The sequence below is a fragment of the Streptomyces sp. 1-11 genome (assembly GCF_007176755.1).
In the GTDB taxonomy this organism is placed as follows: domain Bacteria; phylum Actinomycetota; class Actinomycetes; order Streptomycetales; family Streptomycetaceae; genus Streptomyces.
Map to the genome: position 1 here is coordinate 19,996 of NZ_BJTV01000007.1, position 14,733 is coordinate 34,728.

General features: G+C 72.1%; 11 protein-coding genes. 6 read left to right on the forward strand and 5 right to left on the reverse strand.

Annotated elements, in window-relative coordinates; genetic code table 11:
- Positions 1–5: 5 nt before the first annotated feature.
- Positions 6–3,188: a TIM-barrel domain-containing protein gene (locus TNCT1_RS16420; RefSeq protein WP_143633248.1), complete on the reverse strand. Its 3,183-nt coding sequence runs from the start codon at positions 3,186–3,188 to the stop codon at positions 6–8.
- A gap of 829 nt (positions 3,189–4,017) precedes the next feature.
- Here TNCT1_RS16420 and TNCT1_RS16425 point away from each other — a divergent pair.
- On the forward strand, positions 4,018–4,278 hold the full coding sequence (locus tag TNCT1_RS16425; RefSeq protein WP_143632612.1) for a hypothetical protein: 261 nt from the start codon (positions 4,018–4,020) through the stop codon (positions 4,276–4,278).
- A 171-nt stretch (positions 4,279–4,449) separates the two neighbouring features.
- Here TNCT1_RS16425 and TNCT1_RS16430 read toward each other — a convergent pair whose 3' ends face one another.
- The 3 genes from TNCT1_RS16430 to TNCT1_RS16440 form a co-directional block, all read right to left on the reverse strand.
- Positions 4,450–4,890, reverse strand: coding sequence for a DUF6086 family protein (locus TNCT1_RS16430; protein WP_143632614.1), 441 nt, complete (start codon positions 4,888–4,890; stop codon positions 4,450–4,452).
- 148 nt (positions 4,891–5,038) lie between these two features.
- On the reverse strand, positions 5,039–5,983 hold the full coding sequence (locus TNCT1_RS16435) for an MBL fold metallo-hydrolase (protein WP_143632616.1): 945 nt from the start codon (positions 5,981–5,983) through the stop codon (positions 5,039–5,041).
- A gap of 174 nt (positions 5,984–6,157) precedes the next feature.
- A complete protein-coding gene (locus tag TNCT1_RS16440) occupies positions 6,158–6,955 on the reverse strand; it encodes a DUF427 domain-containing protein (RefSeq protein WP_143632618.1) in 798 nt (265 codons plus the stop codon).
- Between the two features lie 213 nt (positions 6,956–7,168).
- Here TNCT1_RS16440 and TNCT1_RS16445 point away from each other — a divergent pair, with 213 nt between their 5' ends.
- The 4 genes from TNCT1_RS16445 to TNCT1_RS16460 all read left to right on the forward strand — a co-directional run bounded on the left by TNCT1_RS16445 (position 7,169) and on the right by TNCT1_RS16460 (position 13,047).
- A complete protein-coding gene (locus tag TNCT1_RS16445; protein ID WP_143632620.1) occupies positions 7,169–9,385 on the forward strand; it encodes an MMPL family transporter in 2,217 nt (738 codons plus the stop codon).
- Positions 9,386–9,486: 101 nt separating this feature from the next.
- Positions 9,487–9,906 (forward strand): aldehyde dehydrogenase family protein, encoded by a 420-nt coding sequence (locus TNCT1_RS36945; protein WP_373920481.1) that lies wholly within the window; start codon positions 9,487–9,489, stop codon positions 9,904–9,906.
- Positions 9,907–10,107 carry a DUF6229 family protein gene (locus TNCT1_RS16455; RefSeq protein WP_143632624.1) on the forward strand — a complete coding sequence of 67 codons (201 nt, stop codon included), beginning with the start codon at positions 9,907–9,909 and terminating at the stop codon, positions 10,105–10,107.
- Positions 10,108–10,209: 102 nt separating this feature from the next.
- On the forward strand, positions 10,210–13,047 hold the full coding sequence (locus TNCT1_RS16460) for a type 2 lanthipeptide synthetase LanM family protein (RefSeq protein ID WP_216856623.1): 2,838 nt from the start codon (positions 10,210–10,212) through the stop codon (positions 13,045–13,047).
- Positions 13,048–13,212: 165 nt separating this feature from the next.
- On the opposite strand, the gene TNCT1_RS16465 is transcribed toward TNCT1_RS16460, so the two are convergent.
- Positions 13,213–13,830 carry a hypothetical protein gene (locus TNCT1_RS16465; protein ID WP_143632626.1) on the reverse strand — a complete coding sequence of 206 codons (618 nt, stop codon included), beginning with the start codon at positions 13,828–13,830 and terminating at the stop codon, positions 13,213–13,215.
- A 538-nt stretch (positions 13,831–14,368) separates the two neighbouring features.
- Here TNCT1_RS16465 and TNCT1_RS16470 point away from each other — a divergent pair.
- Positions 14,369–14,728: a CU044_2847 family protein gene (locus tag TNCT1_RS16470; protein WP_143632628.1), complete on the forward strand. Its 360-nt coding sequence runs from the start codon at positions 14,369–14,371 to the stop codon at positions 14,726–14,728.
- The last annotated feature ends 5 nt before the right edge of the window (positions 14,729–14,733 follow it).

The following is a 14,733-nucleotide window of genomic DNA, read 5'->3' on the forward strand; positions in this document are numbered from 1 at the left end:
CCGTCCTACCGGTAGGTGACGGTGACAGGGGTGTGCACGTCGTGCCGGGGGAGGGCGATGGTCAGCGTCCCGGTGCCGTCGTCCCAGTGGTAGGCGTCCGGGCGGAGCCTGGTCCCGTCGGCGGTCACCTCGGCGGGGGCCGCACCGCCCAGGAGCGTCAGCGTCCACCGGCGCTTGTGGACCTGCCCCGGGAACGACCCTCTGACCGGGCTGATCGACACGCTGTGCCGTGAACCGGTCTGCCGGTACCGGATCGTCGTCGTGGCGCTCCTGCGCGCGCTGGTCCCGTTGTCCTCGTAGAGGCGGTACGAGCCCGGGGCGCCGGTGGAGACGGTCAGTGTGACGTCGGTCAGGGCGCCGTGGCCGTCGCCGGTCACGTCGTGCGTCCGCGTGGGCACGATGCCGCCGGCCCTGACGAACACCGGCATCGAGTCGAGACCGGTGGTGACGTCGTGGGTGGTTCCGCCGGTGTAGGTCTCGCCGGTGAAGTAGTCGGTCCACCGGCCCGGCGGGAACCACACCGGCCTGGTCGCGGAGGCGCCGGGGGTGGTCACCGGAGCGACCAGCATGTCGGAGCCGTAGAAGTACTCGCTGTCCGCGACGGCGTACGCCTGCGGCTCGTCCGGGTACTCGAGATAGGCCGGGCGCACGATCGGCACGCCGGTGCGGTGCGCCTCCTCGGCGAGCGAGTAGGTGTAGGGCACCAGGTTCTCGCGGAGGTTCAGGAACTTGTCGGCCGACCGCCGTGCCGCCGTCCCGTACTGCCAGGGCAGCCGGTCGCTGTGGTTGCTGTGCAGGCGGTCGATGGGCTGGAACGCGCCGAACTGGACCCAGCGCGCGTACAGGTCGTCGGGCAGCTTGTGCGTGGTGCGGAGCTTCCCGCCGTCCGTGTAGGTCTCCGAACCGGTCAGCCCCGTGGTGTCGTTGTGGCCGCCGATGTCGTGGGTGACGGCGGCCATCCCGGTCGCGGCGGACTCGCCCGGCGTGTAGCCGACCTCCTGCCTGAGCACCCCCCATGTGGAGGACGTGTCGCCGGTGAAGTGGACGGTCGTGCGCTTGTCCGCCCACGGCCCGGTCGGCAGCGCCTGCTGACCGCTGTACCCGCCGGCCTGCAGCGAGCCGTAGGCCCGGGAGAGGACGAAGCCACGTTCGGCGGAACCGGCCGCGGCGTACTGCTGGTTGATCCAGGCGTCCGGGGTCACGCCCGCCAGTGAGGACTGCGACGCGTCGCAGCACCAGTCGAGCCACCAGAAGTCGTTGCCCTGCCGGTCCATCGTGCGGTGCAGGTCCATGTACGCCTTGAGCTGGTCGGGGTCGCCGAAGTCGAAGGTGTAGCAGTTGTCCTGGACACTGGCGGCCGGGGCGCAGCCTCCCTTGGTCAGCTTGCCCTTGGCCGTGGCCTGCGCCTGGGCGAACTGGGGATCGGAGGCGAGGATGCCGGGGTGCACGTTGAGCGTGTTGTGCAGTCCCTCGGACGCCGACCAGTCGAAGAAGCCCTTGGGATCGGGGAACCGGGCCGGATCCATCTCCCAGCCGCTCCAGTCGTTCACGGCCTTGAAGTCCGTGTCGGTGACCAGGACGTCCAGCGGAACGCCCTCGGACCGGAACGCGGGCAGGATCCTGTCCCGGTAGTCGGCAGCGGTGCGGTCGATGTACTCGGAGTACCAGACGCCGTAGGCCCACCGGGGCAGCAGCGCGGGAGGACCGGTCAGCGTGGCCAGGTCCGCCAGCGCCCGCTTGTAGTCGTGTCCGAAGCCGAAGAGGTAGCCGTCCTGGTAGGGGGCGCCGCCGTGGCCGGGCCGCTGAGTGACCTGCTGCCGTGCGGTGTCGTACAGGGCCGACGGCGTGTCGTCCAGGAGGTACCACCCGTCCTTGTTGAGCAGGCCGGGCGTGGTCACGACGGGGGAGTCGCCGTTCACTCCGTCCAGGCCGCGGCGGTACCCGCCGAGCGCGATGTGCGGCGGGGGAGCGGCCGCGTCCGGGGCGGCCACGGACACGGTGTCCGCGTTGACGTGGCAGCTCGCCGTGTCCGGACAGGTCAGGGTGATGTCGTCGGCGCCCGCCTTGAGGGTCACGGGCACCGAGGCGGTCTGCCAGTCGTCCCAGTCCTTCGTCGCCGGGAAGGTGAGGGTGCCGGTGGCGCCGCCCGCTTCGACGCCGGCGGTGCGGCTCTCGTGCCGGCCGTCGCCGCCCGTGCCGTTGGCGTACCGCACCCGCAGGGTGTAGACGCCGTCGGCGGGCACGCCGACCACGTGGGTCGACAGGCTCGCTCCCTGGTTGAGTTCGGCGACGAAGCCGGTGCCCGCGTATCCCGCGTGGTCGGTGGCGGCGGCCGCCGTGCCCCCGGTCCGCGCGGCCTCCGCCTCGCAGCTCACGCCGAAACGGCAGTCCGGGATCGCGGTGGCCGAGGCCGGCGGGTAGGGGTCGCCGGCGCGTACGAGTGCGACGCTGTCCAGGTTGACGTCACCGGAGTCCGAGGCGGTGCGGGTCAGGGCGACGGTGTGGTGTCCCGCGCCGAGTCGCAGGCTCGCGGTCGCCAGGCCCCAGGTGTCCCAGTCGGCCGTGGTCGGCATACTCACCGTCTGCGGCGCGCCGCCGTCCACGGTCAGGGTCAGCGTGCGCGTCCTGGTCTGGCCGTCACCGCCACGGGAGTTGGCGTACCTCAGGCCCAGCTCGTAGGCGCCGGCATCGCTGACATCGATGTCAGCGGAGACCGAACTGCCGGTGCCTTCGAAACCCGCCGCGAAGCCGGTGCCGGTGTGCCCGCGGTGGTCGGAGGCCAGGGAGACCCCGCTGAGCCGCAGACTCTCGGCCTCGCACAGCGCGCCCAGGGTGCAGGTCAGGCGGTGCCAGGGGGTGGCGGTCACCGGTGTACCGCCGGCTGTGAGCCGCACGGAGAGGTTCTCGGCGTCGAACGCGCCGGAGCCTACCCGGTAACGCACCGTCATACCCGTGGTCTTGATGGTGAGCCAGCCGCCGGACGTGGTGGCGGTGTAGGCCGCTGGTGCGAATCCGTCGCGGCCGATGGCGTTGAACGTCGGATCGTCGGTGAACTCGCCGTCTCCCGCGTACTCGGTGCGGATGAGGGTGGGCGAGAGGATCTGGAAGCGGGCGTCCCCGGAGGAGACGGTCGGGACGGTCGCCCGCGTGGCGGCCTCGGCCGTCGCCGCACCGGTGTGGGCCACCATCGTTCCGGCGGCCGTGACGAGGGCGACGGCGCCCCCCACCAGCCGCCGCGCTGATCTCAGCCGACGGCTGGTCCCTATGGCTGGCATGCGCAACTCCGTTCTCCTGTCGACCGGGTGACTCATCCGTCCTGCGCACGTCATGGCGCCGACAGCGCCGCGCAGGGTGCGTCTGGGTCCCCGGGGGGCGAGGTGCGGACGTACCAGGAGCACGCGGTCCGGTAGGGCCGGGGCGCGCTCTTCCAACGATGTAAATCACGCACCCAGCATGAGAGCACGTCGTCTCGCGGGGTGTCCATAAGGAGGGCGGCGGCAGTGCGGGCAAGCCCGTCCGCCGGTGAGGTCTCCGAGGCGAACCTCGTGGGCACCCCGGCGGGGTCGATGCCTCACGCGAGGCGGCGCGCCCTCGCCCGGTTCACGACGCCTGCCCCAAGGCAGGGACTCAAGTGGCCGTTCGGACCGAGGTCCTTGACCTCGATGGCGCAACTGGCCGCGCGGCTCAGGACTCTGCTTCACGGCGCGTTCCCCCGAGCCGGTGCGGGTGGTTGTCACTCACTTTCGGGTGTCGGTCAGGTGGCGGGGTGGGCCTGCGGAGCAACGTTCCTGGCGGTGGTACGGGTTGACGGGGTGTCAAAGAGCAGATTCCACCTGTTGATGCATCATGCAGGTAAGAGTCACGGAATTATGGGTGATAGGTAACAACGCTCGTGTACTGCGCGTATCAGGCGTGGCGGTGGGGAGGGTGGGTTGTGCGGCCCACCAAGTGCACAGCACACCCGGTGCCATGGGTGCCGGCCGTGCGAACGAAGCGCAGGCAGAACGGAGCGAGATCATGCAGACCACCACCGCATCGACCGACCGAGTGCGGCACGACGTCCCGGCGGAGGACTTCCTGCTGGCGCCGCCCAAGTCCGCGGACCGCATCGCCTGCCGCGTCGATCCTCGCGACCTGCGGCGCCTGAACCTGTACGCGGTGCTGACCGCTGCCGGGATCGCTCCCTGGCCAGGGGACCGTGAAGTGATCGAGGAGCTCAGCGCGCTGCCCGACAGCGTGCACGCGGCCCTGCACCACTGGCTCAGCTCCGGCAGGTGACGCCCTGGACGCCGCACAGCGCGTCCGCGGGATCGGCTGCGGGGAAGGAAGGCCTGCTCGATCGGCCGCGGACGCTACGCCCCTGACGGATCCGCCTGGCCAGAACTCGCCACGGAAATAGCGAGCAGTCGGGATGCGGGGGCGGCAAGGGGCGGCCTCGGGTGCATCGGCTCAGCGGGGCATCCAATGGTCCAGCTCCCGCGCTCGCCTGTCCAGCGCGGTGACGGCGGCGGCCGACGCGGTCAGGGGGTCGCCGGGAACCTGCACATCGCGCTGGACGCCACCACGCACATCGCCGGACCTCGGCTCGGGCATCTCCACCTCGATTCCCGCGCGCCGCGCGAGCGCGAGCGCCGTCGCCACGAAGCCTTCGGAGAGCGCGAGGATCACGGAGTGCCCCGTCCGGCAGTGCCGGTCGACCAGGCCGCGTACGAAATCCGCGTACGCGGCCGGATCGACCTCGAGTGTGTCCGGGTCGCCCCAGTACTTGCCCTGGCCGATTCCCGAGGGCAGCTCGAGTTCCGCCTCGAACACCTCGATCTGTCGCATGAAGAGGCGGCCGGCACCGTTCGAGGGGTTCCACACGGTCTCGTCACCGATGTCGAAGTACATGCTCGTCGCCGCTCCCCCTCCCCAGCCCGCTCCAGCACAGGTTAGAGGATCGGGCGGGTGGCAGGCGCGCGCACCAGCACACGCTCGACGGCCGTTCGTCACTCTGACATGCGGCGCCCTGGTGAGGCTGCCGGTCGGGGGCCCGCCGTCAGGCCAGGCAGGTGAGGGGGCGTCCGCCGTTGTAGGCGACCATGTCGCCGAGGGCGGCCGCGGCGTCGACGGGCCGGCCGAGCGGGCCGTCCTCCAGCTCCGCGTACGCCCGGTGCAGGTTGCCGACGATGCGCTCGGCGTCGAGCAGCCCGGCGTACTCGCCGAGGTCGGTCTCGCGGGCGGTCTCCAGGGGCGTCAGCCCGGCGTCGCGGCCCGCCCGGGCGGTGCGCTGCACGAACCGCAGGTAGCCGAGCACCTCGTCGACCAGCTCGGGACCGGCGACCCCGCCGTGGCCGGGGACGATGGTCGTCGCGCCCAGCGGCTTCACCACCTCCTCCAGCACCTTCACGGCACCGGCCACGGAGCCCTGCAGGAGGAAGGGCGTGCCGCCGTTGAACAGCAGGTCGCCGCTGAACAGCAGCCCCCGTTCGGGCAGCCAGACGATGGAGTCGTTGGTGGTGTGGGCGGGCGTGCCGACGTGGCGCACCTCGGCGCGCAGGTCGTCGGACCACACCGTGACGCCCTCCGTGTAGGTGAGGAAGGGGGGTTCGATCGTGACGTCGCCCCACTCGACGTCGGTCCAGAACGCGGCCGCCGCGCCCGGCTCGCCCCACTGCAGGACGCTCGTCCGGGTCGCCTCGTGGCCGACGATGGTGGCGCCGTCGAACAGGTGGTTGCCGAAGGTGTGGTCGCCGTGGTGGTGGGTGTTGATCAGGGTCCGTACCGGCTGCGACGTGACGGTGCCGATCGCGTCCAGGTAGGCCCGCGTGCGCCGCACGGTCGAGCAGGCGTCCACGCTGATCACGCCGCGCCGCCCCACGAGGAACCCGGTGTTGTTGATCCACCAGCTGCCGTCGGGCTGTATGTAGGCGAAGACGTTCTCGCTGACCTCCTCGACCCGGGGCGGGGGGAGGAGGCTGACGTCGTGGCGGACACTGCTCACTGCGAACTCCTGTCGTGAGGAGGGGAGTTTCCCGGAGGGGTCACGGAGCTCCCACACCCGGCCGGGTTCGTCGAACCCCGCGGTGATCATCGCACCGGAGATCCACCGGCCGGTACCCCCACCCCGGGGCGCCCGATCCGGTACCGCCACCCGGGGCACCCGGCGGCCGGCGTCTCAGCGGCGCCGGGTGAAGTGGGTGACCGGGCGTTCCAGACGCTCGCCGTCCACGGTGATGTCGACGGCTTCGTTGTAGAAGGCGAGCAGCCCCCTGATCGCGCCCACCGCGGGCAGCGGATCGGCGTAGCTCCACAGCACGTCGGCCGGGACGTCGTCCCCGGCGCGCCAGGACCAGTAAGCGGCGGTCCCCTTGTAGGGGCAGCCGGTGCTGTGCCCGGTGGGCTCGAACAGGTCCAGGCGGACGTCCTCGCGGGGCAGGTAGTAGCGGGTGGGCAGGCCCGTCTCGAAGAGCAGGACCGGGCGGCGGCTGCCGGCGACCGGTGTGCCGCCGATCTCGACCTGGACGTGCCGGCTGCTGGGGAGGGCGTCGACCCGCTTGTGCGGGTCGCGGGGGTGGACGAAGATCTCCTCTTCCTCCTCGTACCAGTGGTCGAGGCCGGTGCCGGTGCGTCGGGCCCACTCGAAGGCGATGTGGTCCGCCAGGGCGGCCGAGGGGAAGGTCCAGGCGGCGTTGGCCCGTGACTCGCCGTCCGCCTCCAGGTCGTAGAAGACCGTCGATCCGGTGTGGACGCCGGTGGGCGGGTTCCGCGCCGGGCGCAGCAGGTCCTCGCGGACCTCGTCGCGCGGGAAGGCGTACAGCGGCACCGGCACGCCGGGTTCCCACACGAGGACGGGGTGGCGGCTGTCGACGACCGTGACCCCGGCCGTACGGCCGCGCACCCAGCGGCCGCTGGGCTCCCAGAGGATGCCCTCGGGGGTGCGGTGCGGCAGCCCTGGGACGCTGTTCGTGGTCATGTCCGGTGCTCCTTCCGGCCCGCCGGCGGGGGCCGCCCGATATCCGGTCGTGGCTGGGCGCGTCTGCTGGGATGATCCCGTTGCGCGGTCACTAGCATGTGACCCTAAGACAACCATTCGGCCGGTGTGTTGGACGCGCGCCGGCCGGGGTCGCCGATGCCGGGGTCCGCTCCCCGGGCTGCGGTGATCTTCCTGGCCAGGAGGACCCCCCGCATGTTCCGACGAATAGGCAACGCTGTCGTCCGACATCCCGTCTGGACGATCGTGGCCTGGCTGATCGCCGCGGTGGCGATCGTCGCCACCGCTCCCGCCCTGCCCTCGAACAGTGACGAGAGCAGTTTCCTGCCGAAGAGTTACGAGTCCATCCAAGCCGCGGACCTGCAGCAGAAGGCGTTCCCCAGCGCCTTCACGCCGTCCGCGATCGCGCTGTACCAGCGCACCGACGGCGGCCGGCTGACCGACGCCGACAAGCAGGACGTCGCCCGGATCACCACCGAGCTGGGCAAGAAGCACATCGACCAGGTGCAGAAGGTCGTCCCCGGCCAGCCGTCCAAGGACGGCAGGTACGACCTGACCCTGGTCCAGATGGACAGCAAGAAAGCCGGCCAGCCCGAACAGGCCGACGCGGCCGCGGTGTTGCGCGACGACGTCAAGCAACTCGCCAAGGGCACGCACCTGGAGGTCAAACTGGGCGGCTCCGCGGCCCAGGCGCTCGACCAGCAGGACTCCTCCAAACGCGGACAGGCACTGATCGGCATCGGCACCTTCGTCATCATCCTGGTGACGCTGCTGATCATCTTCCGGGCGCCGATCCTCGCCGTCCTGCCGCTGATCCTGATCGGCCTGGTGTCCGCCGTCGCCAACGGGCTGATCGCCTACGCCACCAAGCTGTTCGACCTGCAGGCCAACAGTTCGATCTCGTCGATCCTGATCGTCGTGCTCTTCGGCGTGGGCACGGACTACTTCCTGTTCCTGATGTTCCGCTACCGCGAACGCCTGCGCGCCGGCGACGAACCCAAGCAGGCCATGGTCAACGCGGTCGACCGGGTCGGTGAGGCCATCGCCTCGGCCGCCGGGGCGGTCATCATCGCCTTCCTCGCGCTGGTGCTGTCCACGCTCGGCTTCCTCAAGCAGATGGGTCCGGCGCTCGCCATCGCGGTCGCCGCCACGCTGGTCGCGGGCCTGACCCTGATCCCGGCCGTGGTCTCGCTCATCGGGCCGAAGGTCTTCTGGCCGTCCAAGTCCTGGCAGCGGGAACCGGAGAACGCCCGCTTCGCCGCCCTCGGCCGCGCGGTGCAGCGCCGCCCCGCGCTGACCGCCGGACTGTCGGGACTCGTCCTGGTCGTGCTGTCGCTGGGCATTCTCAACTTCAACGCCACCTTCGACCTGGCGTCCGGCTCCATGCCCAAGACCAAGGAGTCCATGGTCGCCCAGGACGAGATGCAGAAGGCGTACTCGGCGGGCGCGGCCGCTCCCACCGACGTCTACCTGTCCAGCACCGACGGCAAGCCGCTGGACCGGGGCGCGTTCGACTCCTACGCGCGCAAGCTCGGCGCCGTGGACGGGGTCGCGGACGCCCGCATGACCCAGGTCAACAAGGCGGGCACCACCGCGGACTTCACGGTCACGCTGAAGTACGAGGCGTCGACGGACAAGGCCATCGACGCCGTGGGCCGGGTGCGCGACGTCGCCCACGCCGACGCCCCCGACGGCACGGAGGCACTGGTCGGCGGCATGTCCTCGATCTACAAGGACATCGACGCCGCGGTCAACCACGACTACCGTACGGTCTTCCCCGTCGCCGCGATCCTCATCATGGTCATCCTGGGGCTGCTGCTGCGCAGTGTGGTCGCACCCTGGTACCTGATGGCCTCCGTGGGCCTGGGCTTCGGCGCCACCCTCGGTGCCACCGTGTGGATCTTCCAGAACGGCCAGGGCCACCCGGGCCTGATGTTCATGCTGCCGGTGATCATGTACCTCTTCGTGGTCGCCATCGGCACCGACTACAACATCCTCATGATCGCCCGGCTGCGCGAGGAGGCCCGCGAGGGGCGCGAGCCGCGTGAGGCGGCCGGCATGGCACTCCGGCACGCCGGGCCGACCGTCGCCGCGGCCGGCTTCATCCTGGCGGCCACCTTCGCCACGATGATGCTCGCGGGCAACGCGCTGCTCACGGAGATGGGTTTCGCCGTCTCCTTCGGCATCGCGGTCGCCGCCTTCGTGATGTCGATGTTCTTCACGCCCAGTCTCACCGCGCTCATCGGACACGCCGCCTGGTGGCCGGGGCACGGTGACCGGGCCGTCGGCACCGGGACCGGCTCCGCCGGCGCGGACCCGGCCCACGGGGGCGAGGGCCGCGGCAGCGTCGCCCACGATCCCGCGGGCCGCAGCGACCAGGCGCCCACGATCGCGCCGTCGCAGCACGACTGACGGCGGCGCGACGAGCGGCCCCGCCGGGCGGTGTTCCGGCGGGGCCGCTCGCGTTCGTCCCAGGGCCGGGGGCTTTCGCCGGGTGGGGGAGGGGCGTCGCGATCCAGCCGTGCACGCGGCAGGCCGAGGCGTTCCGGATGGCGAACGCCGTTTCGCAGCACCGGGCCGCGAGCATCCGGACCCGCGGCCGAGACCGGGCCGTGCGCGCGGGCCGGGCGTTGCACAACGGCATCGTCAGGGTGACCGCTCACGGCCTGACCGTCTCGGTGACGCCCCAGGGCGGAGGGTGCCACTCCGGCGCCGGCAGCGATCCGTCCCTCAGCGGGCCGTTCGACTACACGCAGGTCAAGCACGTCCGCTGTGAGGGGGCGGGCGGGCCGGACGCACCGTCCCGGTTTCCTGGAGGGGGCATCAGTAGGGCCGGCGGACTGTGGCCGGATCAGGCATCTGACGGATGTTCGGATGTCGCAATACTCGGGAGGCCGGGCAATCCGCCCGAACCCATCCTCCGGAGGCCGTAGATGCCGCAGTCCAGTGTTCACACCGCCGCCGTGCTCGAAGCCTGGCTGTCGGGCGCCGAGAGCGCCCAGGGCCAGATCAACCCCGCCGGGCCGCTGTACGTCGGCGGCGCCGCCGCGGAGGCCGCGCTCACCGACCCCAGCGACTCCCTGTACGGCTTCTGTTCCAGCCCGAGCGGGTCGCACGGCAGCTGGTGCTGCTGATCGCGTGAGCGGGGGAGCCGCGTGCGAGGCGGCGCGGCTCCCTCGTCCTGTCGGCGGGCCCAGCGGGGCGTGGACGTGGTGCGGAGAGGGAGACGGCGAACGGTGAGCGGACCGGTGGCACAGCGGCAGGAAGCGGGCGAGACCGAGTGGTTCGCCCGGCCCGTACGGAACATCGCCCGGCCGTGGCGGGACGAGCTGGCCCGGCGGCTGGCCGCCGTGGACGGCCTGGACCGCGCGGAACGCGCGACGGTGCTGGAGGCCGGTCACACCGCGCTGCTTCGGTCCCTGCACGCCAAACTGTCCCGGCTGTTCCTGATCGAACTGCACGCGCTGCGCATGACGGCCGGAGGCGGACCCGTACCCGAGGACGCGGCGGCGGGCACCGGCACCCGGATCTGGAGCGAGTTCATCGAGCGGGCCTGCGAGGACGGCTACCTCGACCGGCTGGCGGGCCGGTACCCGACCCTCGCGTCCCGCGTCGCCTCGGTGGCCCGCCTTTCGGTGACGGCGACGACCGGTTTCGCGCAACGACTGGCCGAGGACCGGGTGTTGCTCCGCCGGCTGCTGGGGGCGCAGGCGGGCGAGCTGCGCGCCGTCACGTTCGGGGCGGGCGACAGCCACCGGGGCGGCCTCACGGTCAGTCGGGCCGACTTCGCCGGCGGCAGCGTGATGTACAAGCCGCGCCCGCCGGAGACCGACGTGGCGCTCGGCGGGCTGCTGGACGAGATCTACGCTGACCTCCCCGACGCGCCGGCGCCCGGGGAACGCATCCGGGTGCCGCGCATGCTGGGGCGCGGCGGCTACGGCTGGGCCGAGTTCGTCGGCCACCGCTACTGCGCCGATGACACCGAACTCGCCGCGTTCTACCGCAACATCGGCCACTGGCTGGCCGTGCTGCGCTTCACCGGCGGCACCGACATGCACGCCGAGAACATGATCGCCGCGGGCCCGGTGCCCGTCATCGTGGACGCCGAGACGCTCTTCGACGCTCCCGCTCCCTTCCCGCCCAGCGGCCGGGGCGACGCGGTGGACGTGGCGGCCGCCGCGATCCGCCGCACGGTGCTGCGCACCGGACTGCTGCCCGTGCGCGGCACCGGTTTCGCGCTCGGCGGGGTGGACATCTCCGGCGTCGGGGCGCTGCCCGGACAGCAGCCGCTGATCCCGAACCCGGTGATCGCGGACGGCGGCACCGCGGCGGCCCGCTTCCAGGTGGACCTGGTGGCCATGCCCGGCGCGGGCAACCACCCGAGCCCCACCCCCGTGCTGAGCGCGTACTGGGACCGGGTCCTGACGGGCTTCAAGGAGATGACCGCACACCTGCGCCGGCCCGGAACCGACCCCTGCCGGCTGCTGCGCCGTTTCGAGGGCGCCCGGGCGCGCCGGATCCTGCGGCCGACGCAGGCGTACGTCGACATCGGCCGGATGCTGTGGCACCCGGCGTCGCTGCACGACGAGCCGGCGGCCGTCGAACGGGCCCGGGACATCCTGCGGCGCAACGCCGAGGTGCTGCCGGGCGCGCCGACGGACCGGGAGACGATCGACGGCGAGATCGCGGAACTCCTGGCCGGCGACGTCCCCATGTTCACCTTCACCGTCGACCCGGCGGCCGTCCGGGCCACGGTCGAGGACTGGCGCACCGCGGACCTCAAGCTGGAGGAGTCGGTGATCCAGGACGCGCTGGTGGGCGCCTACCTCAACGAGCGTTCGCTGCCCGCGCGGGTGCAGGAGGCCGCGCACGACCCGCACGCACGCGACGCGGAGCGGCGGCGCCGGGAGCTGGCGGCGCGGATGGTGCGGCGGCTGTGCGACGGCGCGGTGCGCGGCGAGGACGGCACGGTCACCTGGATCAGTCCCGTCTTCACGCCCGCGGGATGGTCCATCAGGGTGCTGCCCGCCGACCTGTACACCGGGCAGGGCGGGGTGGCCCTCACCCTCGCCGAGTACCTGACCGAGGCGCGGGCCGGCCGGGCCGACGAGGTGCCGGGCGTCGCGGAGACGTACGAGGGCGCGCTGCGCGTGCTGGCCGGTACCGAGGAGCGGACGCCGACCCCCTCGGCCGGGGCGTTCAGCGGCGCCGCGTCGCAGGTGTGGACCTGGCTGGCGCTGCACCGGGTGTTGGGCGAGGACCGGCTGCTGGAGCGGGCGGCCGGACGCGCCGAACTGCTGGAGGGCCCGCTCGTCGACGACGACGTCGAGGTGGACCTGCTGAACGGGGCGGCCGGCGGCATCGTCCCGCTGCTCGACCTGGCCGAGGCGACAGGGCAGGACCGCTGGCTGGCCGCCGCCGCGCACATCGGGCGCAGGCTGGCCGGGCTGGCCGTCGTGGACGCGAGCGGCGCGCGCTGGACGACCCGGCTCAACCCGGAGGGCATCGGAGGCTTCGCCCACGGCGCGACCGGCATCGGCTGGGCGCTGGCCCGGCTCTCCCTGAGCGAGGCGGGGTCAGCGGCCGAACGGCGCGACTGGAGCGGGCTCGCCGAGCGTGCCTTCGCCTACCAGGAGTCCCTGTGGCGGCCCGGAGCCGGCAACTGGCAGGACGTCCGGGTCGGCGCCGAGGAGGACTTCTTCACGAGCTGGTGCCACGGCAGCGCCGGGATCGGGACCGGCATGCTCGACCTCCACCGGCGCACCGGCGATCCGGCCCGCCTGGACATGGCCCGGCGGGCCGCGGCCGCCTGCGCCGCGGAGGGCTTCGGCTGGAGCCACACGCTGTGCCACGGGGACCTGGGGCTGTGGCAGTTCCTCACCGCCATGGAGTTCGGCGAGCGCGCCGGGCTGGACGGTGAGATCCTCACCAGTCTCGAACAGCGCGGCCCGGTGGGCGGGCTGGCCCGGGAGGCCTTCTCCCCGAGCCTCATGTCAGGGCTCGCGGGCGTCGTGCACACGTTGCTGCGCATGCACCCGGCGGCTTCCCTGCCCGACCCCCTGCTCCTCGACTGACTGTCCGGGGGAGCCCCGGCCGGGGCTCCCCCGGACCAGCCGCCGTGGGGCACGACCCGGAGGACCTCGCGGTCAGGTCACCGCACGAGCCCATCGGCACCCTCTCCGCCCGGAGCCGGGGTCACCGCCACCTGGTACGCCCTACCGCCGGTCCCCAGGCGGCCATCAGGACCGATGCTGTCCGACGAACGAGTGGATGGCCCGGACCACGCGCCTGCGATCGCCCGTCCCCATGGCGGGAGCCTGTTCCGTCTGTGTGAGGAACAGGCCCAGGCTCGCGGTGCAGATGTCGTCCTGCCGGTCCGGCAGACTGCAGGAGATCGACAGCCCCTCCGAATACCGGTGCCCCGAGTACGTCGATTGACGGGACAGGAACAGGGCCACGGTGCCATAGCGCGCCGTCGTCTCGCTGTCCTCCGCGTCCCCCCGGCCCCACAGATCCCCGGAGCCGGGACGCTTCGCCCAGACAAGTGACGCGTAGAGGCCGCGGACACCCGTCGGTATGGGCCGGACCTCGGTACCCCGAGGCTTCGAGCATTCCGCTCCCGGAGCGAGACGTGCCACCTCAGGAATGTACGCGCAGCCGTACGTCGCCTGCATGGCGGCTCCACCGGGGGAGAAGACCTCCCAGATCCCCGCACTTCCGTCAGCCGGCCCGAGTCCGATACGGCTGGCGCCGTCGGCGCCGAGGTAGATGTCGCAGGCTCCCTCCGGCCCGAGGACGTAGTGGACGGCTTCACCACGGCCCAGGCGCACTCCGGCGACGACTGCTCCGGGCGGCATCGTGAGCGGGTCCGGCAGACGTACGGTCCTCGGCAACGGGTCGCCGGGCGGCACGCTGAAGAACGCGTTCACCTCGCAGGGCCGGACCGCGACCGTCGGGTGCGACCGAAGGCCCGGCGTGGAGTGCCGTGCGGACGGAGGGGAGGGGTCCGACTGTCCTCGTGAGTTCGTGCAGCCTGCGAGCAGCAGCAGGATGACGGCCAGGGCGGCCCGTCCCGTCGTCCTGGCCGGGCGGCGGCGTCCCGTCTTCGGTCCGTGCCCCCTCACGACGTTGTGGGGCGAGGACCGTACCGACCGCGTACCGCGCATAGAAGTGGCCGCTCCCTCGGGCTGCGGACAAAGCTCGTCTCTGTGGGAGGACTTCCCCCTCCCGCCCTCCTCGCCGGGTACTCCGCTCGGCCCGCATCCCAGGGGCGCGGGGGTGGCTGACGGCCAGGCGGGCTGGGCGACTGAATCCCACACATCGCTGTCACCGTGGCGCTCAAGAGGTTACAACAGTGTGAGAGATGACCAACAGCGTGTCAGTAAAGGTGAGTTGATGGAATCCATCAGCACGATGGTGTTGCCGGACGGCGGGGAGATCGCGTTCGCGGTGGAGGCGGGAGCCGAACTCCCCGCCGGCGAGGGACCGGTGAAGGCCGGGAAGGTGGGTGACGCGGTCCGGAGAATGCCGCAGACGCTGCAGAGCGCCTTGGACCCCGTTCGGCAGATGACGCGTACGGTGGTGGACCAACTGCGTGAAGTGGGGCCGGAGGAGGTCGAGATCGAGTTCGGCCTGAATCTGTCGGGCCAGGTCGGCGTGATCGTCAACAAGGGGGAGGCGACCGCTCACCTGAAGATCAGGATGCTCTGGCGCAAGACCGCAGGGACAGGATCGGACGCAGGCGACGAAGCGTGAGCTGA

Excerpts from the sequence above, each read along its gene's own strand:
- TNCT1_RS16420 (WP_143633248.1), bottom strand. The coding sequence starts at position 3,188 with ATGGTGGCCCACACCGGTGCGGCGACGGCCGAGGCCGCCACGCGGGCG.
- TNCT1_RS16425 (WP_143632612.1), top strand. The coding sequence starts at position 4,018 with ATGCAGACCACCACCGCATCGACCGACCGAGTGCGGCACGACGTCCCG.
- TNCT1_RS16430 (WP_143632614.1), bottom strand. The coding sequence starts at position 4,890 with ATGTACTTCGACATCGGTGACGAGACCGTGTGGAACCCCTCGAACGGT.
- TNCT1_RS16440 (WP_143632618.1), bottom strand. The coding sequence starts at position 6,955 with ATGACCACGAACAGCGTCCCAGGGCTGCCGCACCGCACCCCCGAGGGC.
- TNCT1_RS16445 (WP_143632620.1), top strand. The coding sequence starts at position 7,169 with ATGTTCCGACGAATAGGCAACGCTGTCGTCCGACATCCCGTCTGGACG.
- TNCT1_RS16455 (WP_143632624.1), top strand. The coding sequence starts at position 9,907 with ATGCCGCAGTCCAGTGTTCACACCGCCGCCGTGCTCGAAGCCTGGCTG.
- TNCT1_RS16465 (WP_143632626.1), bottom strand. The coding sequence starts at position 13,830 with ATGCCGCCCGGAGCAGTCGTCGCCGGAGTGCGCCTGGGCCGTGGTGAA.
- TNCT1_RS16470 (WP_143632628.1), top strand. The coding sequence starts at position 14,369 with ATGGAATCCATCAGCACGATGGTGTTGCCGGACGGCGGGGAGATCGCG.